Below are 25,790 nucleotides of genomic sequence, written 5' to 3'. Positions count from 1 at the left end.
AAATGGATAACTCGGAACTGGTCGAGTGCATTGCCAGATCCGATCGAATCTGGCAATGCACTCAATCCTGTCAGCACCAGCGGCGCTCGCTCGGACTGTCGTAGAGACCGTTGATGTTGTACTGCCCGCACGTCGTCAGCTTCCTGCCCGTCGGGAAGCCGTTCATCGTGTAGCGCGGGTACTGGTAGACCTCGTACGACGGGAAATGGTCCGTATACAGCTGGGCGGAGTAGTTCGACCCGCTGGAGCGATTCAACCGCACTTCGGTGTCGATATGGGCCGCCAGCCCCGGAACGCCGCCGGTGGTGGAGTTGGTCGCCTTCCAGTGGAAGACAAGATTGTCACCGGTGCTGGCCCCGGTCCAGACGTAGTTGTAGCCAACCGTCGTGTTGTCGTCCGCGCTCGAGTACGAGAAGGACACCGGGAGGGCACTCGTGCATTTCTCGAGGGTGCAGCTCGCCTGCGCGATCGCTCCCAACTGCCCGCGGTTGGTGTCCCAGGCGACATGGATACGAGCACTGGCATTCGGGTCCTCGCTGAAGTGGCGGTAGAAGCCGTCACTGATGGGGATGTACGCGCCGTTCGCAGCGATCCAGGCCCGAGCGACGATGATGCCGCCATCCACGCTGGACTTCTTGGCCGAGGTGACCGCCTTCGACCCCTTGCTCGGCGCACCGGCGTCGAAGTAGCGCCAGCGCGCCTCGTAGTGGTACCAGTTCTCCATCATCGGCGACATGGTGTCCATGCCGGACTTCGGGCCGACCCGCCCGTACTTGACCGCGGCCACCGCCCACCAGTGGAGCCCGGGCTCCAGCAGGTATCCGGCTGTGAACGAACTCGTGTTCCCACCCACCACCGGATACTTGAGCGGCTTCAGGTCGGGGATGTGCATGGTCGACTTCGAGAAGCCGTGGTAGACGATGTAGCCGTCCGCGCCCGCGACCGGGTTCCACTTCAGCTTCGCCTCGTAGGGCCCCGCCGGGTCCGCGGTCAGTCCCGTCGGTGCCGGCGGCAGCGGCATCGTCACCGTGACCGTGGCGGTCGGAGCACTGTCTCCGGCAAGGTTGGTCGCGCGGACCCGGAACTCGTACTTTGCCGCAGTCAGGTAACCGGCGGTCGCGGTGCAGCACCTCGTCACCGGGTACTTCGTGCGCTGCCAGGTGCCGCCCGCCGGGCGGTACTCCACCCAGTAGTAGACGTTCGCCGTCGGGCTGGCCGTCCACTTGAGCGTCGCCTCACCGAGCTTCGGGGTGACCGCCAGCCCGCTCGGTGCCTGCGGGAACGGTGGCATCGGCCGGGCCGACACGACGTTGCTGGCTGCGCTGTCACCGGACAGGTTCGTCGCGCGTACCCGGAAGTCGTAAGTCACGCCGTTGGTCAGGTAGCCCGCTGTCGCGGTGCAGCACGTCGAGTCCGGATACTTCTGGCGCTGCCAGCTTCCGCCGTTGGCGCGGTACTCGACCCAGTAGTACACGTTCGGCGTCGCACTGGCGGTCCACGACAGGTTCACCTTCCCGTCGCCGGGCGTGGCCGACAGTCCCGTCGGTGCCACCGGGAGGGGTGGCATCGGCTTCGCGGACGCGACGTTGCTCGCCACGCTGTCGCCGGATGCGTTCGTGGCGCGGACCCGGAACTCGTACGTGGTGCCGTTGCTGAGATAACCCGCCTCCGCGCTGCAGCACGTCGAGATCGGGTACTGCTGCCGCTTCCACGTCCCGCCCGCCGTCCGGTACTCCAACCAGTAGTACACGTTGGGCGTGGCGCTGGCGGTCCAGCGGACCGTGACCTTGCCGTCCCCGGCCGTCGCCGTGACGTTGGTCGGCGCCGCCGGCAGTCCGCCGTACGAGGTGACCCGGATCGTCGCCGATGCCGGGCCCTCCCCGGCCTCGTTCGCAGCCGTCACCTTGAACTCGTACACGTGACCGTGCTGAAGGTGGTTCAGCGTTGCCGAGGTCTCCTCAGTCGGGTAGGCGGTCTTCTGGAACGACTCTCCGGCGGTGACATCGCGGTAGTAGACCCAGTAGTAGAGGTTCGGGGAGGGCGCGTCCCAGTTCAGGTCGATCGCGCCGTCGCCGTCGGTGTTGCCCCGCAGGCCGCTCGGAGCCGGCGGCTTGCTGTAGGTGCACAGCGCCGAAACGACGTCACTGAAGGGGCCGTCACCGGCCGAGTTGTTCGCCAACACCCGGAACTCGTACGTGTGACCGTGGGCCAGATAGGCGGCGACGAACGTCGAGCCCTCCACCGGGTACGTCATCCGCTGCCAAGCCCCACCAGCGGTCACATCCCGCTGGTACACCCACGTATAGACGTCCGGCGTGGGGTTGGTCCAGCTCAACGCGATGGTGCCATCCGACTTCGGCGTGGCGGTGAGCCCGGTCGGCTTCTGCGGCTTGGGCACATTCGGTGTCACCTGAACCGCGGCACTCAGCGGTCCCTCGACACCGCCCTCACCCAGGGCCGCCACCTTGTACTCGTAGGTGTGGTTGTTGGTCAGGTAGGCGGCCGTCATCGACGTCCCCTCGCTGACCGGCAGTGGCAGCCGGGTGAAGCTGGTCTCACCGGCTGTCACGTCCCGCTGGTACACCTGGTACCAATGGTCTGGCCCGGTCGAGGTCCAGGACAGCTCCGCCATGCCGTCTCCCGCGACCGCGCTCAGGCCGGACACCGCCGGTGGCACCGGGAACGTCGCGGTGGCGGACACCACCGCCGATCGCGCCGACTCACCCGCGCCGTTCAGGGATGCCACGGCGAACTCGTAGCGGTGCCCGTGTTGCAGGAACGCCGCCTTGGTCGTGGAACCCGACGAGACCGGCAACGGCAACTGGACCAGCTCCGTCTCGCCCGCGGTCACGTCCCGCTGATAGACCTGGTACCACAGGCCCGGGTACGGCGCCGTCCAGTTGAGCGTGATCGTGCCGTCGGAGTTCGGAGTCGCGATCAGGCCGGTGGGGGTGGGCGGCAGGTCGTAGCGCACTGTGACCCGAACCTTCGCCGATGCCGCCGACTGCCCGCCGCCGTTCTCGGCGATCACGTAGAACTCGTACTCGTGGCCGTGCGCCAGCCACTCCAGGTCCTGGCTGGTCCGGGACCAGTCCAGCTTGGCGGCCTCCTCGAAGGTCGTCTGCCCGAGCGTCACGTCTCGCTTGAAGATCTGGTAGCCCCACACATTGGGTACCGCCGACCAGGCGACCGTCACCTTGCCGGTGGTGTTGGTCGACGCGGTCACCCCGGTTGGCGCCGGGGGCCTGGGCACGGTGGGCAGCACCGTCACCGTCGAGGAGCGGGCGCCCTCCCCCGCGTCGTTCCGGGCGGAGACGGAGAATTCGTAGGTGTGGCCGCCGCGGAGCGTGGCCAGTTCCGCCGACGTCCCGGTCAGCGGGGACGGCGTCCGGGCCGGGTGCGTTTGGCCGGCCGTCACGTCCCGCTGGTAGAGCCAGTAGCCGGTCGCGCCGGCGGATGCGGACCAGGTGAGGCTGACCAGTCCCTCGCCGTTCGGGGTGGCGACCAGGTTCCCCGGCGCCGGCGGCAGGGCCGCCGGGTCGGGGGTGGGCAGCGGCCAGTCCAGCTCGACGAAACGCGGCCGGTAGATGCGCGCGTCGGTGTAGTTGCCGTCCGGCGTCAAGCTGTTCACGTTGTACGACAGGAGCAGCTTGCCGGAGCGCGTCAAGGGCACGTGGACCCGGGCGTCGTACACGATGTTGCCGTTGCCGGCCTGCACCTCGGGGGCGGTGTAGAGGACCGTGGGCCCGGTCCACGGGCCAGTCGGCGAGGTCGCCGTGTACGCCACGACCGTCGGGTTGAAGACCAGGTTGACGTCCACCGTCACCAGCACGTACTGGCTGCCCGTCTTCCGCACGCCGAACGAGGTTCCGGCACCGCTGAGAATCCGCGCGGAGTCACTCATCGTGGCCGACCACGTCGAGCCCGTCCAGTACTGCCAGGTCCCGCCGAGTCCGCCCGCCGGCACCCTGGCGAGGTGGGTGAAGCGCATGTTGTGGGGGGCGAACTCGGTCCCGTAGACGTATGTCCAGGAGCCGTCCTCGAGGATCTCGGCGCCCCAGGCGATCTCCGCGCCCTTCTGCAGGTCGGTCAGCGACTGCAGGGTCAACGACGGCAGGGCGAAGGTCGCCAGCCAGGTGCCGGTCAGGGAGACGTCCAGGCTGTCCGTGCCGGTCTTGTCGTAGTGGTTGTACAGCACGCGGAGGCTGTTTCCCTCCACCGTGCCGTCCGCCGTCCAGTAACCGGCGTTGCCCTGCTCCCCGTCGCGGTCGCCGCCGACGAGCGAGGTGGGGAATGCCGTGGAGCCGCCGTGCTTCGTCTCGACGAGCTGCGTGCCGTCCTGCACCACCATCGAGTTGTGCACCAGCGCGGCGTCCCGGGGCCGGCTGCCGTCCGCGTTGATCGCGCCGAGGAAGGTGTCCGAGAACAGCCAGACCAGGCGGCCGTCCGGCAACAGGACCGACGCGGTGCTGTCGCCACCGTTCCACCGGCCACTGGTGTCGCCGTAGGCCCGGTACATGTCGTTGAGCGCTGACGCCGACATGCCGCCGGCCGGCAGCCCGGCGATCGCCGGGGACGTCGGCGCCACCGCGAGGCCGAGCGTGACGACGAGTGCGGTGGCGAGGAAGAGAGGCAGTCGCCGCCATTGGCGCTGCAGGCCGCTGCGGCTGGCCGCCGAACGACGTCGATGAGCGTACGCGGGGCGCACTGCGCCCAGGTGAATCCCCCGTGTCATCCCAACATGAGACAGGTCGCATCGCGACTTGTAAATAGAACGATCGATCACCGCTGGCCAAAGCCGACGGCGCGAGTGGATCTCGAGTCACCTTCGGTTCCGACTCGGCGACTTTCGGTAGTCTGGCTGCGGCGCGGCGGTGCGGGTGCGGGTGAGCCGCGTGGTCTCCGCCGCGTCGCGTGGCGGCCTGTCGTAGGTCTCGGGCAGGATGCAGGGCGTGCGCGCCCACCTCGACCACCAGCCCCGCGGAGTTGCCCGATGACCGACGACGGTTTCGCCGGCCGGGGTCAGGAGGTCGGGCGGGTGCTCGGCACCGCCGACGCCACCCCGCTCACCTTCTGGACGGCCGTCTCCCCCGGCAGCTACCTGCAGCTCGACGACGTCGTGGTGACCCGGCGCGAGCTGCCCGACCGGGAGCCGGTGACGATCGCCGGCGTCGTCACCCAGGTGCGCGCCCGGCACGAGGGCGCCCAGTTCGACTCCGACGTCTTCGCGATCGCCGACGGCACACTGCCCGCGCAGGTGCAGGAGGCTGCCGAGATCACCACCACCCGGGTCGACCCGGAGCTGTACGTGCCGCCGTCCCCGGGTGCCGTCGTGCACCGCGCCGAGGGTGACGCGCGGGCCCGGGCGCTGCACTTCGACCGGATGGAACGCCGCGTCCCGATGGGCATGGGCCGCGACGGCGTCCCGGTCTACCTCAACGCCGACTTCCTGGACGGCACGCGCGGCGCGCACGTCTCCATCTCCGGCATCTCCGGGGTCGCCACCAAGACGAGCTTCGCCACCTTCCTGCTCTACTCGGTCTTCCGCTCCGGGGTGCTCGGCGGCGACGCGGTCAACGCCAAGGCGCTCATCTTCAACGTCAAGGGTGAGGACCTGCTCTTCCTCGACCACCCCAACGCGCGGCTCGACGATCCCACCCGGGCGGCGTACGCGCAGCTCGGTCTGAGCGCCGGCGCCTTCCCCGACGTCCGCGTCTACGCGCCGCCCCGGGTCGGCGACTCCTCGGGCACGCCGGACGTGAGCAGCCGGCTCAGCGGGGTGGACAGCTTCTACTGGACGCTGACCGAGTTCTGCGCCGACCGGCTCCTGCCCTACGTGTTCGCCGACGCCGACGACGAACGCCAGCAGTACACGATGGTGGTGCACTCGGTCGCCGCCCACCTGGCCCGGTACGCGCAGCCCGCCGACGGCGGCGTCAGCATCGACGGGGTGCGCCTCGGCACGTACGCCGACCTGGTCGACCACATCGTCGAGCAGCTCAACGACGACGAGACCCGGGCCGACTGGGCCGGCAGCGCGGTCGGGCTCGGCACGGTCAACGCGTTCGCCCGCCGGCTGATCGGCAGCAAGAAGGACCTGTCCCGGCTGATCCGCGGCGACCTGGCGACCCGGCGTCCGCACAGCATCAACACGTCGGAGAGCGCCCAGGTCACCGTGGTCGACCTGCACAACCTCCCCGACCGGGCGCAGCGCTTCGTGGTCGGCGTGACGCTCAAGAGCGAGTTCGAGCGCAAGGAGAAGGCCGGCACGGCCAAGCCCCTGCTGTTCGTCGTCCTCGACGAGCTCAACAAGTACGCCCCCCGCGAGGGCTCCTCCCCCATCAAGGAGGTGCTGCTGGACATCGCCGAGCGGGGCCGGTCCCTCGGCGTGATCCTGGTGGGCGCGCAGCAGACGGCCAGCGAGGTGGAGCGGCGCATCGTCACGAACTCGGCCATCCGGGTGGTCGGCCGGCTCGACCCGGCCGAGGCGTCCCGCCCCGAGTACGGCTTCCTCCCGCCCGCCCAACGGCAGCGGGCGCTGCTCGCCAAGCCGGGCACCATGTTCGTCAACCAGCCCGACATCCCCGTGCCGCTCTGCCTGGAGTTCCCGTTCCCCGCCTGGGCGACGCGGGTCTCCGAGGCGGGCCGGGCCCCCTCGCAGACCCTCCGGTCGATCACCCAGTCGGCCGACCCGTTCGCGGTCGTCGGGTCCGGCGGCGCCGGCGACGACGACATCCCGTTCTGAGGTGGTCCACCGGTGAAGATCCTGCACACCTCCGACTGGCACGTCGGCAAGGTCCTCAAGGGTAGGTCCCGCGCCGAGGAGCACAAGGCCGTCCTCGCCGGAGTGATCGACGTGGCGCGGCGGGAGCGGCCGGACCTGGTCATCGTGGCCGGTGACCTGTACGACACGGCCGCGCCCACCCCGGAGGCGACCCGGCTGGTCACCCGCGCGCTGACCGCGCTGCGCCGCACCGGCGCCGACGTCGTCGCGATCGGCGGCAACCACGACAACGGCGCGGCGCTGGACGCGCTGCGCCCATGGGCCGAGGCCGCCGGGATCACCCTGCGCGGCAGCGTCCGGGAGGATCCGGACGAACACGTCGTCGACGGCACCACCGCGGGGGGCGAACGCTGGCGGGTGGCCGCCCTTCCGTTCCTCTCCCAGCGGTACGCGGTCCGCGCCGTGGAGATGTACGAGCTGACCGCCGCCGAGGCCACCCAGACGTACGCCGACCACCTCGGCCGGATCCTCGCCCGGCTGACCGAGAGCTTCACCGAGCCGGACCGGGTGCACCTGGTCACCGCCCACCTGACCGTGGTCGGGGCGGCGGCCGGCGGCGGCGAGCGGGACGCGCACACGGTGCTGGGCTACGCGGTGCCGGCGACCGTCTTCCCCGGCACCGCGCACTACGTGGCCCTCGGCCACCTGCACCGCTCCCAGCGGGTCCAGGGCGCCTGCCCGATCCGCTACAGCGGCAGCCCGCTCGCCGTGGACTTCGGCGAGCAGGAGAACGTGCCGTCCGTCACCGTGGTCGAGGTGACCGCCACGACGGCGGCCCAGGTCCGGGAGGTGCCGATCCCCGCCGCGGCGGCCCTGCGCACGGTCCGCGGCACGCTCGCTCAGCTCGCCGAGGTCGAGGCGCCGGACGCCTGGCTCCGGGTGTACGTACGGGAGCAGCCCCGCGCCGGCCTGCGCGAGGAGGTGCAGGAGCTGCTTCCCCGCGCCCTGGAGATCCGGATCGACCCGGAGCTGGTGCCCGCGCCCGGCAGCGGCACCCGGGTCGCCCAGCGGGCCGGCCGGTCCCCGCGGGAGCTGTTCGCCGACTACCTGGACAGCCGCGGCCACGACGACGAGGACGTCCGGAGCCTCTTCGACGAGTTGTTCGAGCAGGTGGAGCACTGATGCGGCCGATGCGACTGGACCTGGCCGGGTTCACCGTCTTCCGGGACGAGACGACGATCGACTTCACCGACGCCGACTTCTTCGCCCTGGTCGGTCCGACCGGTTCGGGCAAGTCCACGGTGCTGGACGCGATCTGCTTCGCGCTCTACGGCACGGTGCCCCGCTGGGGCGGCACGCGGGGTCTGGCGAACGCCCTCGCCCCGTCGGCGACCGAGGCCCGGGTGCGCCTGGTCTTCGAGTCGGCCGGCGACCGCTACGTCGCGACCCGCGTGGTCCGGCGGGACAGCCGGGGCAACGTCAAGACGGCGGGCGCCGGCCTTCAGCTCATGCCGTCCGGTTTCGACCCGGCCAAGCTCGACACCGGGCTCACCCCGGACGACCTCGGCGAGGTGCTGGCCGGCACCGCCGCCGAGATGGACGAGGCGGTGCTGGCCGCGGTCGGGCTGCCGTACGAGCAGTTCACCAGCTGCGTGGTGCTGCCGCAGGGGCAGTTCGCCGACTTCCTGCACGCGAAGCCGGCCACCCGGCAGCAGATCCTGGTCAACCTGCTCGGCCTGGGCGTCTACGAGCAGGTACGGGAGCGGGCGACGGCCCGGGCCGCCCAGGCCGAGGCGAAGTTCGAGGCGGTCGACCAGGCGCTCGCCGGGCTCGCGGACATCGACGACGCCAGGCTCGCCGAGGCGTCCGCGCGGGTGGACCGGATGCGGGAGCTGACCGGCGCGGTGACCGACGCCGTACCCGAGCGGGAGGCGGCGCGCACCGCGGCGCGGGAGGCCGGCGCGGCGCTGGCCGCCCTCGACGCCGACCTCGCCGTGCTCGACTCCGTGCGCGCCCCGACCGGGGTCGCCGAGGTGGCCCGGGCGGTGGCCGCCGCGCGGTCCGGCGCCGACGAGGCGGCCGCGGTGGTGGCCCTGGCCGAGGAGCGCGAGGAGAAGCTCCGCGGCGAGCTGGCGGCGGCCGGTGACGAGAGCGCGCTGCGCCTGCGGCTCAAGGCCTACGCCGACCGGGAGAAGCTGGCCGGCGAGGCGGAGGCGGTCCGGGCGGCGGTGCGCGCGGCGCACGCCGAGCACGAGGCGGCCGCGGCCGCGCTGGCGGAGGCCCGGGCGGCGGCCGAGCGCGCCGAGGCCGAACTGGAGGCGGCCTTCCGCGCGCACGAGGAGGCCAAGGCGACCGACCAGGCGGTGGCGCTACGGGCGCAGCTGCGCGCGGGCCACGCCTGCCCGGTCTGCGAGCAGGCGGTGGCCCGGGTGCCGGCGATGCCGGCGGGGTCGGCGGTGGCCGCGGCGGTGGCGGCCGGAAAGGCGGCGCGGGCGGCCAGCGAGACGGCGAAGGCGGCGGTACGCGAACGCGACGGCGCGGCCCGGGAGCTGGAGCGGGTCCTCGTCGCCGCCCGGGCCCGGCAGGAGCAGCTCGACGCCCGGCTCAGCGACCTGGACGCCCAGCTGTCCGGCGCTCCCGAGCCGGCGGCCCTGCGCCGGGAGTTGGACGAGCACGCCCGGCTGCGCCGGGAGCTGGAGGAGTCCGCGGCGGCGGTTCGCGCCGGCCGGGACGCCGCCCGGCGGGCCCGGGCGGCGGTGGACGCCGCCGAGGAACGCCTGCGCACGGCGTGGCGGGCGTTCGACGCGGCCCGCGACGGGCTGGCCCGCTTCGGCCCGCCCGCCGCCGACCGGGAGGACGTGGCGGCGGCCTGGGCCGCCCTCACCGGGTGGGCGGGCGCCGAGGCGGAGCGGCGCCGGGGTGAGCGGGCCGCCCGGGTGACGGCGGTGGCCGACGCCGAGGCGCAGGTGGCCGCCGTCGAGGAGCGCGTCGCCGGGCTCCTCGCCGCCGCCGGGGTGCCGGCCGCCGACGATCCGGTCCGGGCGGCCGCGGTCGCCCTCGAACGGGCCGAGGCGGAGCTGCGGGAGCTGACCCGGCGCCGGGAGCAGGCGGGCGAGCTGCGTGAGCAGCGCGCCGGGTACGAACGGGAGGCTCAGGTGGCCCGCGCGCTCGCCGGGCACCTGCGGGCCAACAACTTCGAGCGGTGGCTGCTCGCCGAGGCGCTCGACCTGCTGGTCGACGGGGCCTCGCGGATCCTGCGGGAACTCTCCAACGACCAGTACGACCTGGTGCACGACAAGGGCGAGTTCTTCGTGGTCGACCACCACGACGCCGGGCTGCGGCGCGGGGTGCGCACCCTGTCCGGCGGGGAGACCTTCCAGGCCTCGCTGGCGCTGGCGCTCGCGCTGTCCGAACAGCTCGCCGGGATGTCCACCACGGCGGCGAGCCTGGAGTCGATCGTGCTGGACGAGGGCTTCGGCACCCTCGACGCGGCCACCCTGGACACGGTGGCCGCCACGTTGGAGAACCTGGCCGCCCGGGGTGACCGGATGGTCGGCGTGGTCACCCACGTGCCGGCCCTGGCCGAACGCATCCCGGTCCGCTTCGAGGTCCGCAAGGACGCCCGGTCGGCCCGCGTCGAACGGACCGGCCGGTGAGAGCGGCCGCCGGCGGGCCGCCGGTGAGCACGCCCGGCGGCGGGCGGAGGGGTCGCCCGTGAGCCGGTTCTTCGTCGACGCGTGGGACCCGGCGTACGGGGCGTCGTTCGAGGCGACCGGGAGCGGTCCGGCCGCGCCCAGCAGCGCCCAGGTCGAGGCCGACCACGAGCTGCCCGCGGTGGACTGGCGGGCGATCGGGCCACGGCCGGGGGTCCGCGCGCCGGATGTGGTGCTGCTCGTCGACGGGGTACGCCGCATCGACGCCAGCCTGTGGATGGTCGAGGAGGACGGCGGCTCCTACCCGGGTCTGGCCGCCTCGTACGCCGCCGGCGTGGTCCGCTGCGACCTGGAACGCGGCGTGGCGCAGCTCGCCGGCGCGAGGGTCGGGCGGGGCCTGTTCACGGCCAGCCCGTCGGCGGTCGACGTGCGGGCCGGCAGCGTCCACTACCCGGTGCACCGGGTGAGTGGCAGCGGCGAGCTGGCCAAGCTGCCCGCCGCCGTCCAGGGCCCGTTGACCGCGCTGGAGGTGGCGGTCTCCGGCGCCGCCCGCACCGACCGGGACCTGCTGGTGGTGGACGGGCCGCTGCGTAACCGGCGGCAGCTGCCGCGCACCCTCGGCTACGTGAAGACGCAGCACAGCCAGTACCTGGACGCGCGGCTGACGGCGGTGGTGACCGGGCTGGCGTCCGGCGAGCGGTCGCCGGTGTTCCGGTTGGGCACCGCCTGGGGTGGCTGGTCGTGGTATCTGCGGTTGCCGGTGGCCCGCGGTGCGCCCTGGGCCGGCATCGTCCGGGTGGAGTGCTCCGCCGACCTGGACGTCGCGGAGGCGGTGGCGCTGGCGGACCTCTCCGTGGTGACGCTGCCCCGCTTCGCCTCCACGCCGTACAAGGACCCGCGCGCACCGCAGAACCTGATCCCGATCGCCGGGCTGGAGCGTCGCCTGCGCGGGCTGCTGGGCGATGCCCGGCTGTTGCACCGGGTGCTCACGGCCGCCGCCCAGGCCGGCACGGCAACCGCCGCCGGTCCGCCGCCGCCGGGCGGCGGGGCGGGCTGATGGGCCGGAAGCGGGCCGCCGACCGGGTCGTCGCCCGGGTGGACACCGGCCTGGCCGAGCTGGTCCCCGACCCCGATCGGGCGGGCTCCTGGACGCTGCTGCTCGACGGCGCGCCGCAGTCGCACGTCGACCTCACCGAGCCCACCCACCTGGAATTCGAGTACGTGCGGCGGCTCGCCGCCGCGATCGACCTGCTCGCCCCGGCCGGCGCCCCGCTGCGGGTGCTGCACCTGGGCGGCGGGGCGCTGACGCTGCCCCGATACGTCTCCGCCACCCGGCCCGGCTCGACCCAGCGGGTCTGCGAGGTGGACGGCGCGCTGGTGGACCTGGTGCGCCGCGAGCTGCCCTGGCCGTCCGACCCCCGGCTGCGGGTGCGGGTCGCCGACGCCCGGGCGGTGCTCACCGCCACCCGCGACGCCAGCGTCGACGTGGTCGTCGCCGACGTGTTCGCCGGTGCCCGCACCCCGGCCCACCTCACCTCGGTGGAGTACGCCGCCGAGGTGGCCCGCGTCCTGCGGCCGGCCGGCTGGTACCTGGCCAACGTCGCCGACGGCCCGCCGCTGCGGCACGCCCGCCGGCAGGTCGCCACGGTCCGCTCGGTGCTGCCGCGGATGGCGCTGGTCGGGGACGCGGCCCTGCTGCGCGGTCGCCGCTACGGCAACCTGGTGCTGCTCGCCGGCCGCAGCGACCCGCCGCTGCCGGAGCTGACCCGGCGGATGGCCGGGGACTGGTTCCCCGGGCGGGTGCTGTCCGGGGAGGAGCTGGACCGCTTCGCGGGCGGGGTCCGGGTCGTCCACGACGCCGACGCCACGGACTCCACGCCACCGCCGCCGGGAATTTTCTCGGTCGGTCATTGATCCGCCGGGACCGCCCGTGCGTACCACCGGGCGGCCAGCCCGTGGGGGGACGGCCAGGGTCATCTCCCGGAGGTTCTGCATGCATGCGGTGGCGGTCGGCTGGCCCGGTGGCGGGGTGCGTACGGACTGGATGTCCGCGCGTTCCCAGTCCCGGCCGAGCGCGTCTGCACGCGGGGTCGACGCACGACAGGTCCCTCGCCAGAATGGGCCGGTGTCACCCCGACCCGCACCCGGGCGCCACCAGGCGCCGTCCGCCGAGGCCAGTCACTCGGATCGCCTCGTCCGGCTGCTGTACGCCGAACACGCCGGCCCGCTGCTCGCCTTCGTCATGCGTCTGACCGGCGGTGACCGGCAGCGGGCGGAGGACATCGTCCAGGAGACGTTGCTGCGGGCGTGGCGCAACGCCCACCGCCTCGGCGCGCAGGGGCAGGGCTCACTGCGTCCCTGGCTGGTCACCGTGGCGCGGCGCATCGCGATCGACGAGCACCGCAGCGCGGAGGCTCGGCCGGCCGAGACGTATGACCGGGACCTGACCGCGTTCGCCGAGGCGGACAGCACGGACCGGGTGTTACGGACGATGACGGTGGCGGACGCGCTGCGTACGCTGAGCCAGTCGCACCGGGAGATCCTGGTCGCGACGTACTTCCGGGGCCGGACGGTGCCGGAGGCCGCCGAGGAGCTGGGCCTTCCGCTCGGCACGGCGAAGTCACGGGTCTACTACGCGCTGCGCGCCCTGCGCACGGCTCTGCAGGAACGGGGGGTGACGGAATGAGCCGGGCGGATCACATGGACGTCGCCGCGTACGCGCTCGGCGTACTGGACGAGCACGACACCGAGCGGTTCGAGGAGCACCTCGCCACCTGCTGGGCCTGCGCGGCGGAGCTGGAGACGATGGTGCCGGTGGTCGGGCTGCTCTCCGGCATCGACGGCGAGACGATGACCGCGCTGGAGCAGACGCAGACCGATCCGGCGCTGCTGGACCGGACGCTGGTCGCGGTCCGGGCGCACCGCCGCAGGGCACGGTTCCGGCAGGTGCTCGCCGCGGCCGCCGCCGTGGTGGTCTTCGGCGGCCTGACCGGGATCGGCTTCGCGAGCATCGTGGAGGACAGCGCCCCGCCGGACATCGGGGCCGCGCCGACCACCGCGCCGACCGGGCCGGTCGTCACCCGCAGCGGCGATCCCGCCGACTTCCCCTTCGGCGGCGGGGAAGCCCCGGAGGGCGAGAAGTTCAACGAGATCGACCCGTCCACCGGTGTCCAGGCGAACCTCTTCGTCGCCTCGAAGGACTTCGGCACGAAGGTCAGCTTCATCGTCGGCAAGTTGCCCGGGCCGCGCCTGTGCCGCCTGGTCGTCGTCCGGAAGAACAACACCAGCGAGATCATCTCCACCTGGTCGGTGCCCGGCGGTGGCTACGGCACGAGCACGAACGCCACGCTGCTGGAGCTCTCTGCCGCCACGGCGACGCCGACCGACCAGATCAAGCACTTCCAGGTGCAGTCGGTGGACGTGAACGGGGTGGCGAGTCCCCTGGTGACGATCCCGATGAAGTAGTCGGCACCCGTTGTCGTCGGCGCCGGCCAGATTGGCCGGCGCCGATGGCTCGTTCCCGCTTTACAATTTCGCCCCTTGCGTCCACACACGCAGGACAAGTCGGATCGGTTCAACCACCGCCAAGTGAAATTGGCCACTGTTCCACATTCAACCTTGACAGCGCATCGGTCGTATTAACCGGCGAACTGCCAAGAATGAGGAGGGCACGTGGCACAGATGAAGCGGATCGCCATCGTCGCGGGCGCGATGATGGCACTTACTGCCTGCGCTCCCGCCGGCTACGACGGGGCGAACTCCAGCGCCGCCGAGCCGGTCGCCGTCGCCGCGGCCGAGCCCAGCGCCACCGCCGAGCCCGAGGCGTCGGCGACCCCCGAGGCGCCGGCGGACGACGTCGCCGCCCCGCAGCCTCCCGCCAACGTGGAACTCACCAACCTGCTGGTCGGCAAGAAGGTGGCCCGGATGGGCAGCGTGGTCACCGACCAGGACGGGTTCATCCTGTACCGCTTCGACAAGGACACCAACGACCCGGCCGCGTCGAACTGCGTCGACAAGTGCGCCGAGGTGTGGCCGCCCGCGCTCACCGACGGCAACCCGCGGCTCAAGGGCGTCGCCGACGACCTGATCGGCACCATCACCCGCCAGGACGGCACCCGGCAGATCACCCTGGACGGCTGGCCGCTGTACCGCTACATCGGCGACAAGAAGGCCGGCCAGTGGAAGGGCCAGGGCGTCGGCGGCACCTGGTTCGTGGTCTCCCCGAACGGCAGGAAGAACCTGACCTGCCTGCCGACCGGCACGCCGAAGCCCGTCGCCCCGCCGTCGGACGCCGAGAAGTCCGAGGGGTCGGACTACTCGTACTGACCCGGTGGCCGGTCGGAGGAAGGGAGGGCCGGCCGGCCACCGCCACCAGGACCCGGACGACCGGCGTACCGGCAACGCCCGTCGTCCGGCCGCGGCGCCGGCCCGCCCCCCGGGTCGGCGCCGCTCTTTGCCGGTCTCCGACCGGCCCCGTTGCCCCCGGCGCGGACGTGGGCGGTGGGTCGCCCGCCGGCGGGCGGCCCACCGTGGTCCCCCCAACCCGCACCCACGGCCGGATCCCGGCCGGTCCGCCCGGGTAGGACGACACCGTCGGCTCCACGGCCGGCGGTGTCGTCCGTCGGCCGCCCGTGGCAGCATGTCCGGGTGACCGGGACCGAACCCTCCGCCCGCCGCACGCTGCATCCGCCGGTGGGGTACCGGTTGGCCGCGTCGGTCCGGTCGCTCACCTTCAGCCCGTACGACCCCTGCGCACGGCTCGCCGCCGGGACGTTCTGGTGGGCCACCCGCACGCCGGCCGGGCCGGCGACCCTCGCGCTGCGGCCCGACGCCGGTGACCTGGTCGCCGAGGGGTACGGTCCCGGCGCCGACTGGGTGGTGGAGCGCGCCGACGCGGTCGCCGGCCTCCGCGACGACCTGACCGGCTTCGCCGAACTGGCCGCCACGCACCCGGTGGTGGCCGAACTGGCCGCCCGACACCGGGGGCTCCGGATGCCCACCACCGGCCAGGTCTTCCCCCGGCTGCTGCGGGCCATCTTCGAACAGAAGGTCACCGGCAAGGAGGCCTACCGGGCGTACGCGGCGACGGTCCGCCACTTCCGGCAGGTGGCGCCGGGCCCGCTCCAGCCGCTGCTGCTGCCACCGGATCCGGCGGCGGTGGCCGCCACCCCGTACTGGGTCTTCCACCCCTTCGGTGTGGAGCAGCGCCGCGCCGACACGCTGCGCCGGGCGGCCGCGGTCGCCGACCGGCTGGAACGCTGCGCCGACTCCACCGAGGCGACCCGGCGGCTCACCGCCGTGCCCGGGATCGGCCCGTGGACCGCCGCCGAGGTGGTCCGCGTCGCCTACGGCGACCCGGACGCGGTGAGCGTGGGCGACTACCACGTGCCGAACACGGTGGCCTGGGCCCTCGCGGGCGAGGCGCGCGGTGACGACGCCCGGATGCTGGCCCTGCTCGAACCGTTCCGGGGGCACCGCGGCCGGGTCTGCGTCCTGCTGGAGGCCGCCGGCATCCAGGCGCCCAAGTTCGGTCCCCGGGCGCCGATCCGCTCCTTCGCGCGCTTCTGACCGCGGCCGCCGGGGCGGCGCGCCGGCCGCGACCGGTCAGCCGCCGCAGAGGCGGCGCAGCGTCCGGCCCAGCCACCAGGCGTACGCGTGCTGCGCGCTGCGCCCCAGCGGGCCGGCGGCGCGCATCAACCGCCGGTCCGCGACGCTGAACGCGACCACCTCGAACCACACCCGGCCGGCGTCGTCCCGGCGCACCAGGAACGCCTCCTCGCCGCGCGCCGGGTGCCCCGGCAGCGTCCCGTACCCGAATCCGACCCGGCCCGGGCCGTCCTCGGCCCACACCACCGCGCAGGGCCCCCAGATCCGGAGCGGACCCACCCCCAGGCCGGGGGTGACGGCGACACCCGCAGCGGCGCGCGGCGCCCCGGTGCGCATCCGTACCCCGGCGGCGCGGTGCAGGCGCCAGGTCAGGACGGCCTCGGCGGCAGCGGCGAAGCAGCCCTCCGGCAGGCGGGCCCGGTGCCGCAGGTGGTGGTAACCGGCCGGCAGCGCACCGGCACGGGTCGCACCCACCTCGGGGTAGGTCAGGTCGGGCACGGGTCCACCCTGCCACGACACCCTCACCGGGGGTACGCGGGGCATCGCCGGACCGGCCGGCTGTGGTTGGCTGTGGCCCGTGATCCCACCCCCGTTGATCGCCCCGGCGGCCCCGGCCGACGCCGGCGAGATCCTCACCGTGCAGCGCGCCGCGTACACGACCGAGGCGCAGCGGTACGCCGACCCGTTCCTTCCGCCGCTCACCGAGACCCTGGACGAGGTGCGTGCGGCGCTGGCCGGGCCGCAGACCGTGCTCACCGCGCGGCTGGGCGGCCGTCTCGTCGGGTCCGTCCGGGTCCGGGTGGAGGGCGACACCGCGTACGTCGGCCGGCTGTCGGTCGCTCCGGACCAGCAGGGCCGCGGCATCGGCGGGCGCCTGCTGCGGGCGGTCGAGGCGGTGGCGGGCGCCCGGGTGAACCGCTTCGCCCTGTTCACCGGTGCGGACAGCGAGGAGAACCTGCGGCTCTACGCGCGGCACGGCTACCGGGTGGTGGGGCACGACCGGGATCCGAACGGGGTGCGGGTGGCCCTGCTGGAGAAGTGCCCGCCGTCCCGCTGCTGACCGGGCGGCCCCGCGCCGGCGTCCGCACGTCCGGCTCGTGTCGGTGTCCGCCCGTCAGGCGGCCTCGCGGAGGTCGGCCAGGTCGACCGGGGTACGCCGGCGCAGCAGCTCGGCCAGCTCCTCGACCGAGCCGACCTCGCCCAGCACGTTCTTGCCGCCGCCGAACCGCTCCGGGTAGCGGTGCACCAGCCGGTAGCGGTAGCGGCCCCGGATCAGCTCGACGCTCACCCGCCATCTACCGCAGCATCCGCAGACCAACTCCGGCACCCGGCGAAAGTAGCTCTGACCTGCTGATTCTCGATTCACCCGGCGGCGCCGAAGCGGGACGGCGCGGGACAGGCCACGCACCCGTCGGCGGTGATCCTCCTCACGGCTGTCGGTGCCGTCTGGTTGACTGGTCGCCGTGAAGCTGCCGATCACCCCACCGGTCGAGCCGATGCTCGCCAAGAGCGTCCCGCGGGTCCCCACCGCCGACGGGATGACGTACGAGCCGAAGTGGGACGGCTTTCGGTGCATCGTGTTCCGCGACGGCGACGACGTCGAGCTGGCCAGCCGGGGCGGCAAGATGATGACGCGCTACTTCCCCGAGGTGGTCGAGCAGGCGCGCCGGCAGCTGCCCGAGCGCTGCGCGGTCGACGGCGAGCTGATCGTGATCCGGCGGGACGGCCCGGGCGGGCAGCCACGGCTCGACTTCGAGCTGCTCGCCCAGCGCATCCACCCCGCCGCGTCCCGGGTGAAGCTGCTGGCCGAGACCACCCCCGCCGATTTCGTGGCGTTCGACCTGCTCGCCCTCGACGACGAGACGTTCCTCGACCAGCCCTACCCGGCCCGGCGGGCCCGGCTGGAGGCGGCGCTGGCCGACGTCCGGCCGCCGGTGCACGTCACCCAGATCACCACCGACCCGGCCACCGCGCACCGCTGGTTCGACCTGTTCGAGGGCGCCGGGCTGGACGGGCTGATCGCCAAGCCGGCCGACCTGCCTTACGAGCCGGGCAAGCGGCTCATGTTCAAGGTCAAGCACGCCCGCACGGCCGACGTGGTGGTGGCGGGCTTCCGCTGGCACAAGTCCGGCCCGGTGGTCGGGTCGCTCCTGCTCGGCCTCTACGACGACGCGGGCGTGCTGCACCACGTGGGGGTGAGCGCCTCGTTCACGATGGCCCGCCGCAAGGAGCTGCTCGACGAGCTCGAGCCCTACCGGGACGCCGGCGCCGACCACCCGTGGGTCCACGGCGACCACGAGCGCGGCCAGCGCATCCCGGGCGGGGTCAGCCGGTGGACCGGCACGAAGAACCTGGAGTGGGAGCCGCTGCGCCCCGAGCTGGTCGTCGAGGTGGGCTACGACGCCATGGAGGGCGACCGGTTCCGGCACACCGCCCGCTTCGTCCGCTGGCGGCCGGACCGGGATCCCCGCTCCTGCCGCTACGACCAGCTCGACCGTCCGGTCCGCTTCGACGTGGACCAGGTGCTGCGGGGCGACCCGGCGAGCGTCGGTCCCGCATCCGGGCCGGCGTAGCCGGCCGACCGATCACGAAAGGCCCGCTCGTGGTTCGCACTCCCGCCCGCCGCTTCGCCCCGGCCGCCCTGGCGGCCGTCACGCTGCTGGTCGCCGGCTGCACGCTGCCGGCGTTCGCGCCCCGCACCGAGGCCGGCGGCGAGGCGGCGGCGCCCGGCACCGCGCCGACCTGGCGGGCCTGCCCGGAGGTGGCCGAGGAGTTGGTCGGGCGCACCGCGCCAGACATGCGCTACGAGTGCGCCCGCATCCAGGTGCCGCGCAACTGGGGCGGCGGCACGGGCGCCACCTCCGGTCCGGGTGCCGGGGAGACCTTCGAGATCGCGCTGCTGCGCGCCCGCTCCACCAAACAGCGCGACCGGATCGGCTCGCTGGTCCTCAACCCGGGCGGTCCGGGCGGCTCCGGCGTGGACACGGCCGTCTACCTGTCCTTCGGGGCGGCGCTCGGCGGCCTGCCCGGCTCGGTCACCGACCGGTTCGACATCGTCGGCTTCGACCCGCGCGGCGTCTCCCGGTCCAGCCCGGTCGAGTGCATCTCCGACCGCGACCTCGACGCGAGCTTCGGTTACGACCCCGACCCGGAGAGCCAGCAGTCGTTCGACGGCTTCGTCGCCCTCAGCCGGAAGATCGGGCGTGGCTGCGGCGACCGGTACGGCGACCAGCTCCCGCTGTACGGCACCGAGCAGGCGGCCCGCGACATGGACGCGATCCGGGCCGCCGTCGGCGACGAGAAGCTGACCTACCTCGGTTACTCGTACGGCACCCTGCTCGGTGCCACGTACGCCCAGCTCTACCCGCAGCGGGTGCGGGCGCTGGTCCTCGACGGGGCGGTCGACCCGCGGATGGGCCTGGTCGCCAGCTCGGAGAGCCAGGCCAAGGGGTTCGAGCGGGCCTTCGACAACTTCACCCGCTGGTGCGCCGCCAACGCCGGCCGCTGCCCGATCGGCCCCGACGCCCGGGCGGCCGTCACCTCCGCCATCGACAAGGCGCGGGTCTCTCCCGCCCGGGGCGACGACGGCCGGGAGGCCACCCCCGGGTGGATCTTCTACGCGGTGGTCTCCTCGCTCTACACCGAGTCGGCCTGGCAGGAGCTGGCCGCCGCGATCGAGGAGCTGGAAGGCGGCGACCCCACCGAGGTGTTCCGCCTCGCCGACGCGTACGCCGGCCGCGAGCCCGACGGCACCTACTCGAACCTGTTCGACGCCAACCTCGCGGTCAACTGCGCGGACGAGGAGGAGAAGCCCAGCCGCGAGCAGATCCGGCGGCTCCAGACGCAGTGGCGGTCCACGTACCCGCTGTTCGGGCCCGCGCTCGCGGTCGGGATGCTCACCTGCACCGAGTGGCCCGGCGGCCGGGACCCGTACCCGACCGGGCGGGCCCAGGGCGCTCCGCCGATCCTGGTGGTCGGCACCACCGGCGACCCGGCGACGCCGTACGAGCAGACCCCGGCGCTGGCCCAGATGCTCGGCGTGGGCCGGGTGCTGACCTGGGACGGCCAAGGGCACACCGCCTACCCGCAGACGCCGTGCATCACCAACGCGGTGGACGCGTACCTGATCGACCTCAAGCTGCCGTCCGAGGGGAAGCTCTGCCCGGCCCGTTAACCGCTTCTGGGCGGAGCTGCTACCGCAGTTCCTCGTGCGCACGGTGGTGGCGTCGCATCGGTCCCAGCCGCTGTGCGATCGTCACGGGGTGAGTGACGTGATCTTCCGCGAAGCGGTCCGGGCCGACCTGCCCGCCGTGCTCGCCCTGCTCGCCGACGACGTGCTGGGGCGCACCCGCGATGTCGGACAGGTCGACGCCCGGTACGAGAAGGCGTTCGCGGACATCACCGCCGACCCGCGCAACCAGTTCGTCGTCGTCGAGGCCGGCGGTGAGTTGCTGGGCTGCATGCAGCTGACGTACATCCCCGGGCTCAGCAGGAACGGCGCCGAACGGCTGCTCATCGAGTCGGTCCGGGTCCGCTCCGACCAGCGCGGTCGGGGCCTGGGCCGCCAGATGATGACCTGGGCGATCGACCAGGCCCGGCAACGCGGCTGCGGCCTGGTGCAGCTCACCACCGACAAGTCCCGCCAGGACGCGCACCGCTTCTACCTCGGCCTCGGCTTCGTCGCCAGCCACGAGGGCATGAAGCTTCCGCTCTAGCGTCACCTGGGCCGTTGCCCGATCGGACGATCTCGCCGGCGTCGTGGGCGGCCGGGACAGCAAGGACATCACGGGCCCGGTCCTGCTCTTCGGCTCCGCGCAGTGGCGGTCCTTCGTGCGCGCCGTCAGGGAGGCGCTCCCTACTCGGCGTAGCGCAGAAGGTGCGCCCGATCCTGCGGGGACATGCCGTGTAACGCACATCCTCGCAGCTCGGGCGCACCCTTCTTGCCCACCCGAAAGAACCGGCAGCCGGAACTTTCCCTACAACCCCATCAGCCGCAGGGTCGCGTTCATCGAATTGGCGTAGTTGGTGGTCCCGGCGATCTTGGGATGGAACGATTGCTGCGAGACCGGCTCACTGGACGGCTCGCCCGGTGTGCCGCTGCTGCCCAAGACGATCCCGTTGATGTTCTCAGGATTCCCGCACACCCCCATACCGCTGAATGCGGTTCGTGGGTCGGAGAACCATGCGAACTGACGGCCTGCGGCCTGGTTCGCGCTCGCCACAGCCTCGGCCATGGCAGTGGCGAGGAGGTCGGCCATCGAGTTCAACCATGGTGCCTCCTCGCTACCGATCCCCAGTACGCAGCCCCCACTCCCCTCGAAGAGACGCGGGTATCCCATGAGCAGCACCTGGGCGTTCGGCGCCTTCAGCCGGATCTGGTAGAGCACTGTGATGATCGAGCTCTTGACCTTGCCGTTGATGGCCTCTGGCACTGCCAGGCTCAAGGGCTTTGTGTCATCTCCGAGGGTTGAGTTCTGGCACACATCGGTCAGCAGCATGATGCACTTCTTGAGCACGTCGCCAAATCTCGCATCGTTGCCACCGATGGACAGGGTCACCAACGTGGTGTCCCGGTCGAGGAAGCCCTTGTCGAGCTGGGACACCTCGCCGTACTGGCCTTGACCGCTCTCTCCGAAGGCGTTCGTCGGTTTGGGGTTGGCCAACGTGGTCGAGAACGGAAGCAGGTTCTCGGTCTGCGCCCCGGAGCAGGCGATCAGGCTGTGTTCGAGGGTGGCATCCCAGGTGTCGTGACGTTGGCCGATCGTCGTGGTTGCACCGGCGAGGGTGGCCTTACGCGACCAGGCATGCACTGACCGGTGGCAGGCGTTCCGGGCCAGCGGGTTGTTGCCGTTGTTGTCGGTCTCCGGGTAGTAGTCGACCCCGCCCGGGGCAGAGGCCCCCTCACCGGAGGAGTAGGAGTCGCCGAGCGACACCACGATGGCCTTCGGCTTGGCGGCAAGCGGCTGGAACGCGACCGCGTCCCAGGCGATGTCCTCGTTCTCCACCGGACGGATGCCGTCGTCCCCGTCGGCGGTGACGCTGGAGAGCGAAACCTTCGGGGTGCCGGAGAAGGGGAACACGCCGAGCGACACCCACCGGTTGGCACGGATGCGCTGCAACATCACCCGGGTACGGGTGCCGTTGCCGAGATTGATCGTGTAGACGGCCTGCTGGGTGTGGGCTCCGTGATCCGGGATGTGCACGAACACCCGCGCCCATTGGTTGAGCTGCCGGTTGAGCGTCCAGGTGCCGACCGTCTTCATCGAGTTGCCGCGGAGTTCGGCCGTCCGGGTGTGCGTGTAGTAGAAGTGCCCGTTGAAGCCGGCACCGAGCTGCCACAGGTCGATCTTGCCCGGATACATGCCGTTTGCGTCGCTGTTGAAGGTGAACTGGAAGTTGCCCTGGTTGGTGTGCGGCCGGGTGCATCCGGGCCGCACGGACTGGTACGTGCTGGGCTGGTCGTCGATGATCAGGGCTCCGGCAGGAAGCCCGCTGAGCGTGCAGTTCGGCGGATACGCGGTCCCGTCCTCCTGGTAGGCGTACCCGGGAACAAACCGGATGAATTCATTCCCGCAACTGTACGAACAGTCGTGTTTCCAGGTGGACGGCTTGTTGTACCAGCACTTCATGTCCAACTGCCCGCCGTAGTCACGGTGCGCACAAGGGCCGGCGTTGCCGATCGGCCCCACGTTCGAGGTTCCCGGATAGCAGTTGTTCGTGACGTCACAGAACTGGTTGACCGGTGGCTTGACGTTGCTGCGGTTCACCTGGGAGGTGGCCCCGTCCCCGTTCCACCAGGCCTGCCGGTAGCCGGCCACCGGCGTGCCCGGCGACTCAAGCACCTCGACCGGGTAGGCCGCCCACCCCATGACCTTCTCCGGGTATGGCCAGAACTGCGGGTTCGTGGCGTCAACGTACCCATTGTCGAGGAACGGCAGACGGTTCGGCGGATAGCTGGGGTTCGCCGGGTTGTTGGACCAGCCCACACCCCATGCCCCGTTGTTGGCGGCGGCCCCCGACTGGGGGTGGAATCCGGAGTTGTATGCCCAGACGGCGTAGAACCAGTTTTCGATCTTGGAGGAATCGCCGTCGTTGATGATCAGACCCGCACCACGGGTCTGGTTCCATTTGGCCTGCAGGATTCGCAGACCCGATGCGACGTTGGCGGCGAAGTCGAGGGCCACGGCCCGCTGCGTCTGGTAAGGCAGCGCCGGAACGTCGCCCGGTCGCTCCTTGCCGGCCAGTCGCATGCCGTCGGTGGTCTGGCTCACCCCGTAACCGCAGTCGGCATCCGCCCAGTCGATGGTCCAGTTGTCGTCGGGGTCGCTGTTGTAAAGCTCCAGACCGTAGTAGTTGCCGATCAGCGGGTTACCCGTCACGCCGGGCACCACTGACCCGGGAGCCATCCAGAGATTCGACTCCTGGGCCAGCACTCCCAGATACACCTGCGCGGGAACCTTCCCGCCGCCGACAAGTGGAATCGGCGGGAACAGCCCTTGCGGGGTGTACGCCGGCATGCCCAGGTTCTTCCAGTTGGCGGGCCGCTGCACGGTCAGCACATCGCGGACGGCTTGGTTGACCGCCCACTCCACCTGCCGCGGTTTGGGCTGCATGGCCTGGTTGTTGGGGTCGTTACGCGCCACCGAACAGGTGCGTTCGTTCTCGACCGGGTTGGTCGGGGAACCGAGCGGGGCGACGGACGCGCCGGGATGAGCCTGCTTGCCGCTCGTCGCAGCGGAGCTGCCCAGCACCGGGCTGGGCTCGAGCTCCGCGGTCGACCGGCGTGACTCGGGCGTCACCACGAAACGGATGGGCTTGGCCGTGGCGCGAGCCACCGTGTCGATGACGATGGGGCGGGCCTCGATCGTCGGATCGGCCAGGGCCTCGCTGGGCGCACGGGATGGCATGGGCGCACCCCAGGTCAGCGCTCCGGTCGTCGAGACTTCGGTGCCGACCGGAACCGGGAGCGCCTGCAGACCCTTGCCGAGCGGACGCAGCTGCTTCATCGACCCGGTCACCGCGACGTTCCCCACGCCTCGGGCCATTCCCGACTCGGTGAGGGCGCCCTGCGCCAAGGCGGGGGGAGCCGTCTTCTGGCGTACCCCGCTGCGGACCTGCGCGGCGGAGAGCCGGTGCAGCGACGCGTCGGACCCGGCCCAGTCAAGGTAGGCGACGTCGCCGTCGCCGACGACCCTCACGTTGAAGGCGGTCTGGCTCGTCGGGGCCAACGCGGTCAGTGCTCCGTCCGCCTCGACCCGCACCAGCGCGCCTGGTATCGCCGCGACCAGCCCATGTCGGGTCTTGACGGCCGACGTCACCTGGCCGGAGACAGTGACGCGCGAGGTGACCGTGCCTCGCGCGGCGTCCACGCCGAGCAGTCGGGTCTTGCCGAGCTTCTCGGCGCCGTCCTGGGTGAAGACGACCGAGTCGGCATCGCCGCAGGAAGGGCTGAAGTAGGCCAACGAGGATCCGACGCCGAGCTTCTTGACCGCGCCCGAGGTCAGGTCGACCACGGCGGTGAAGGCCCCCCGCTGGTTCAGGTCGGGCTTGTTGGTGAACGTACGAGGCGCGTACGTCACTGCGACATAACGCGAGGAGCTGGTGAGGCAGGCGTTGCCGATCCAACTGTCGGCAGTGAACCCCGGCTCGCTCAGCGTGGCGACACTGTCCCAGGCGTACCCCTGCGCGGCGCGGGACACCAGCAGGCGCAGCCCGGCAGCATCACCGGTAACCGTCCAGGCCAGATCAGCCGACTGGCGCCAGCCGCTGCCCAGAACCTGATCGCGTTCGCCGACCGGCACCTGCGTGGTGCCTGTTGGTGGTGCGGACGGGGTCGACGCCGCGGTCTGCGCACCTTCCGTCGTCGGCGCGTTTTCGACCTGAGCAATGGCCGGCGCTGAGGTGAGGGTAAGCACGGTCGCCATCAGCGTGGCCGATACGACGAGCGCCGTTCTTTTCATCGCACTCCTTGTTGGTGTCCCAGGTGAGGTAGGCCTAGCGAGACGCACCGGACCCTCGCGCGGTTGGGAACCTGCGCGAGGGTCCGGGATTTGGTTTGCCCGACGTAAGGAGGAAGCGGCGAGCCCGAGATTTACTGCGGCGCCACGTACTTGAAGTTCCACCCCAGCGTGGCACTGAAGTCGAAGTTCTTGGGCGCACAGCCTTCCCCGCAGGACCCCTCGAACCTGACCGCCAGGGTGAAGTTGCCGCGCGGGATCGCCATCGAGCCGTTGGAGGTGCGGTAGAAGTACGAACGCCCGCCCCTGTTCTCACTCCTGGCGAAGATGCTGGTGGTGCCCGGCGTTACCAGATAGAAGACCTTCGCGCCCCCACCCGGGTTGAAGCTGACATTCTCCACGTAGACATAGTTCGATGCATACGAGTTATACCGTTGCGTGGAGAAGAAATTTGTGCTGTTGAGTGCAGTAAGCTTGCCAGAAACGGTGGCAGTAGCCGCCGAAGCCGGCGCCGGCGAAAGCGTGATCACCAGCAATGCCGACATGACCACAACGACGAGTCGCTTGAGCAGCATATGGAGCCTTTTCGAGGAAAGTGAACGGAAATTGGTCGACGCAAAGCTGTCGGGCATACCGTCGCATGCCGAATTCCTATCGACCAAGTTGCTTGGCCTGCCGGGATTCGGCACGGCGACGTTAGCAACGCGGGCCGACCCCGACAAGAAGTCGACCAATCACAAGTTGCACTCGCTTCACTACGCTCCGTCACACCGATCAATCGGATCTCGCCGATGGGTCACCGGAGGTGCACGGAGGGCGACGGCCGTCAACGCTTCGCAGGAGAACTGT

Annotated in this window: 18 protein-coding genes and 1 pseudogene; 14 read left to right on the top strand and 5 right to left on the bottom strand. The window is 71.9% G+C overall.

Features of this window, described 5'->3' with window-relative positions; translation table 11 throughout:
- Positions 1 to 70: 70 nt before the first annotated feature.
- Complete coding sequence (locus tag EV376_RS13335; protein ID WP_130323173.1) at positions 71 to 4,735, bottom strand: fibronectin type III domain-containing protein; 4,665 nt, start codon at positions 4,733 to 4,735, stop codon at positions 71 to 73.
- 258 nt (positions 4,736 to 4,993) lie between these two features.
- On the opposite strand from EV376_RS13335, the gene EV376_RS13330 reads away from it, so the two are divergent.
- The 9 genes from EV376_RS13330 (at position 4,994) to EV376_RS13290 (ending at position 15,945) form a co-directional block, all read left to right on the top strand.
- Positions 4,994 to 6,745, top strand: a complete 1,752-nt coding sequence (locus tag EV376_RS13330) for an ATP-binding protein (protein WP_130323171.1) — start codon at positions 4,994 to 4,996, stop codon at positions 6,743 to 6,745.
- 12 nt (positions 6,746 to 6,757) lie between these two features.
- The gene (locus EV376_RS13325) at positions 6,758 to 7,906 is read left to right on the top strand and encodes an exonuclease SbcCD subunit D (protein ID WP_130323169.1); all 1,149 of its coding nucleotides are present in this window, start codon (positions 6,758 to 6,760) and stop codon (positions 7,904 to 7,906) included.
- Entirely contained in the window at positions 7,906 to 10,380 is a 2,475-nt protein-coding gene (locus tag EV376_RS13320; RefSeq protein ID WP_130323167.1) for an AAA family ATPase, read from the top strand. Before EV376_RS13325 ends, EV376_RS13320 begins: the two co-directional genes overlap by 1 nt.
- A 58-nt stretch (positions 10,381 to 10,438) precedes the next feature.
- Positions 10,439 to 11,434, top strand: a complete 996-nt coding sequence (locus EV376_RS13315; RefSeq protein WP_130323165.1) for a hypothetical protein — start codon at positions 10,439 to 10,441, stop codon at positions 11,432 to 11,434.
- Complete coding sequence (locus EV376_RS13310; protein ID WP_130323163.1) at positions 11,434 to 12,291, top strand: fused MFS/spermidine synthase; 858 nt, start codon at positions 11,434 to 11,436, stop codon at positions 12,289 to 12,291. Before EV376_RS13315 ends, EV376_RS13310 begins: the two co-directional genes overlap by 1 nt.
- Positions 12,292 to 12,370: 79 nt before the next feature.
- Positions 12,371 to 13,063, top strand: coding sequence for a sigma-70 family RNA polymerase sigma factor (locus EV376_RS13305; protein ID WP_130323161.1), 693 nt, complete (start codon positions 12,371 to 12,373; stop codon positions 13,061 to 13,063).
- Positions 13,060 to 13,842 (top strand): zf-HC2 domain-containing protein, encoded by a 783-nt coding sequence (locus tag EV376_RS13300; protein ID WP_130323159.1) that lies wholly within the window; start codon positions 13,060 to 13,062, stop codon positions 13,840 to 13,842. The genes EV376_RS13305 and EV376_RS13300 overlap by 4 nt, the downstream gene beginning before the upstream one ends.
- Before the next feature lie 207 nt (positions 13,843 to 14,049).
- Entirely contained in the window at positions 14,050 to 14,703 is a 654-nt protein-coding gene (locus EV376_RS13295; protein WP_486482615.1) for a COG4315 family predicted lipoprotein, read from the top strand.
- A gap of 321 nt (positions 14,704 to 15,024) precedes the next feature.
- Positions 15,025 to 15,945, top strand: coding sequence for a DNA glycosylase family protein (locus tag EV376_RS13290; RefSeq protein WP_130323157.1), 921 nt, complete (start codon positions 15,025 to 15,027; stop codon positions 15,943 to 15,945).
- A 36-nt stretch (positions 15,946 to 15,981) separates the two neighbouring features.
- Here the strand turns inward: EV376_RS13290 and EV376_RS13285 are convergent, their stop codons facing one another.
- On the bottom strand, positions 15,982 to 16,482 hold the full coding sequence (locus EV376_RS13285; RefSeq protein ID WP_486482614.1) for a DUF1990 domain-containing protein: 501 nt from the start codon (positions 16,480 to 16,482) through the stop codon (positions 15,982 to 15,984).
- 79 nt (positions 16,483 to 16,561) lie between these two features.
- Between EV376_RS13285 and EV376_RS13280 the strand changes: the two genes are divergently transcribed.
- Positions 16,562 to 17,044 carry a GNAT family N-acetyltransferase gene (locus EV376_RS13280; RefSeq protein WP_130323153.1) on the top strand — a complete coding sequence of 161 codons (483 nt, stop codon included), beginning with the start codon at positions 16,562 to 16,564 and terminating at the stop codon, positions 17,042 to 17,044.
- Positions 17,045 to 17,098: 54 nt separating this feature from the next.
- Here EV376_RS13280 and EV376_RS13275 read toward each other — a convergent pair whose 3' ends face one another.
- Positions 17,099 to 17,311 (bottom strand): hypothetical protein, encoded by a 213-nt coding sequence (locus tag EV376_RS13275; RefSeq protein ID WP_130323151.1) that lies wholly within the window; start codon positions 17,309 to 17,311, stop codon positions 17,099 to 17,101.
- A 136-nt stretch (positions 17,312 to 17,447) separates the two neighbouring features.
- Between EV376_RS13275 and EV376_RS13270 the strand changes: the two genes are divergently transcribed.
- The 4 genes and pseudogenes from EV376_RS13270 to EV376_RS13255 form a co-directional block, all read left to right on the top strand.
- Positions 17,448 to 18,557 carry an ATP-dependent DNA ligase gene (locus tag EV376_RS13270; protein ID WP_130323149.1) on the top strand — a complete coding sequence of 370 codons (1,110 nt, stop codon included), beginning with the start codon at positions 17,448 to 17,450 and terminating at the stop codon, positions 18,555 to 18,557.
- Between the two features lie 29 nt (positions 18,558 to 18,586).
- Positions 18,587 to 20,158 carry an alpha/beta hydrolase gene (locus EV376_RS13265; RefSeq protein ID WP_130323147.1) on the top strand — a complete coding sequence of 524 codons (1,572 nt, stop codon included), beginning with the start codon at positions 18,587 to 18,589 and terminating at the stop codon, positions 20,156 to 20,158.
- An 88-nt stretch (positions 20,159 to 20,246) separates the two neighbouring features.
- Positions 20,247 to 20,699, top strand: a complete 453-nt coding sequence (locus EV376_RS13260) for a GNAT family N-acetyltransferase (protein ID WP_130323145.1) — start codon at positions 20,247 to 20,249, stop codon at positions 20,697 to 20,699.
- A gap of 25 nt (positions 20,700 to 20,724) precedes the next feature.
- Positions 20,725 to 21,006 (top strand): annotated as a pseudogene (locus tag EV376_RS13255) (DUF397 domain-containing protein); the annotation flags it as partial.
- Here EV376_RS13255 and EV376_RS13250 read toward each other — a convergent pair.
- Together EV376_RS13250 and EV376_RS13245 are read right to left on the bottom strand one after the other, a co-directional pair.
- Positions 20,961 to 24,944 (bottom strand): golvesin C-terminal-like domain-containing protein, encoded by a 3,984-nt coding sequence (locus tag EV376_RS13250; RefSeq protein WP_130323141.1) that lies wholly within the window; start codon positions 24,942 to 24,944, stop codon positions 20,961 to 20,963. The pseudogene EV376_RS13255 and the gene EV376_RS13250 sit on opposite strands and share 46 nt — an antisense overlap.
- Before the next feature lie 131 nt (positions 24,945 to 25,075).
- Positions 25,076 to 25,516, bottom strand: a complete 441-nt coding sequence (locus tag EV376_RS13245) for a hypothetical protein (protein ID WP_130323139.1) — start codon at positions 25,514 to 25,516, stop codon at positions 25,076 to 25,078.
- Between the last annotated feature and the right edge of the window lie 274 nt (positions 25,517 to 25,790).

Source organism: Micromonospora sp. CNZ295 (assembly GCF_004217535.1).
This window is presented reverse-complemented; position numbering and strand designations above follow the sequence as displayed.

Bases quoted from the DNA above. Each gene is read 5' to 3' on its own strand.
- EV376_RS13335 (WP_130323173.1), bottom strand. From the start codon at position 4,735: ATGACACGGGGGATTCACCTGGGCGCAGTGCGCCCCGCGTACGCTCAT.
- EV376_RS13330 (WP_130323171.1), top strand. From the start codon at position 4,994: ATGACCGACGACGGTTTCGCCGGCCGGGGTCAGGAGGTCGGGCGGGTG.
- EV376_RS13320 (WP_130323167.1), top strand. From the start codon at position 7,906: ATGCGGCCGATGCGACTGGACCTGGCCGGGTTCACCGTCTTCCGGGAC.
- EV376_RS13310 (WP_130323163.1), top strand. From the start codon at position 11,434: ATGGGCCGGAAGCGGGCCGCCGACCGGGTCGTCGCCCGGGTGGACACC.
- EV376_RS13305 (WP_130323161.1), top strand. From the start codon at position 12,371: ATGCATGCGGTGGCGGTCGGCTGGCCCGGTGGCGGGGTGCGTACGGAC.
- EV376_RS13300 (WP_130323159.1), top strand. From the start codon at position 13,060: ATGAGCCGGGCGGATCACATGGACGTCGCCGCGTACGCGCTCGGCGTA.
- EV376_RS13250 (WP_130323141.1), bottom strand. From the start codon at position 24,944: ATGAAAAGAACGGCGCTCGTCGTATCGGCCACGCTGATGGCGACCGTG.
- EV376_RS13245 (WP_130323139.1), bottom strand. From the start codon at position 25,516: ATGCTGCTCAAGCGACTCGTCGTTGTGGTCATGTCGGCATTGCTGGTG.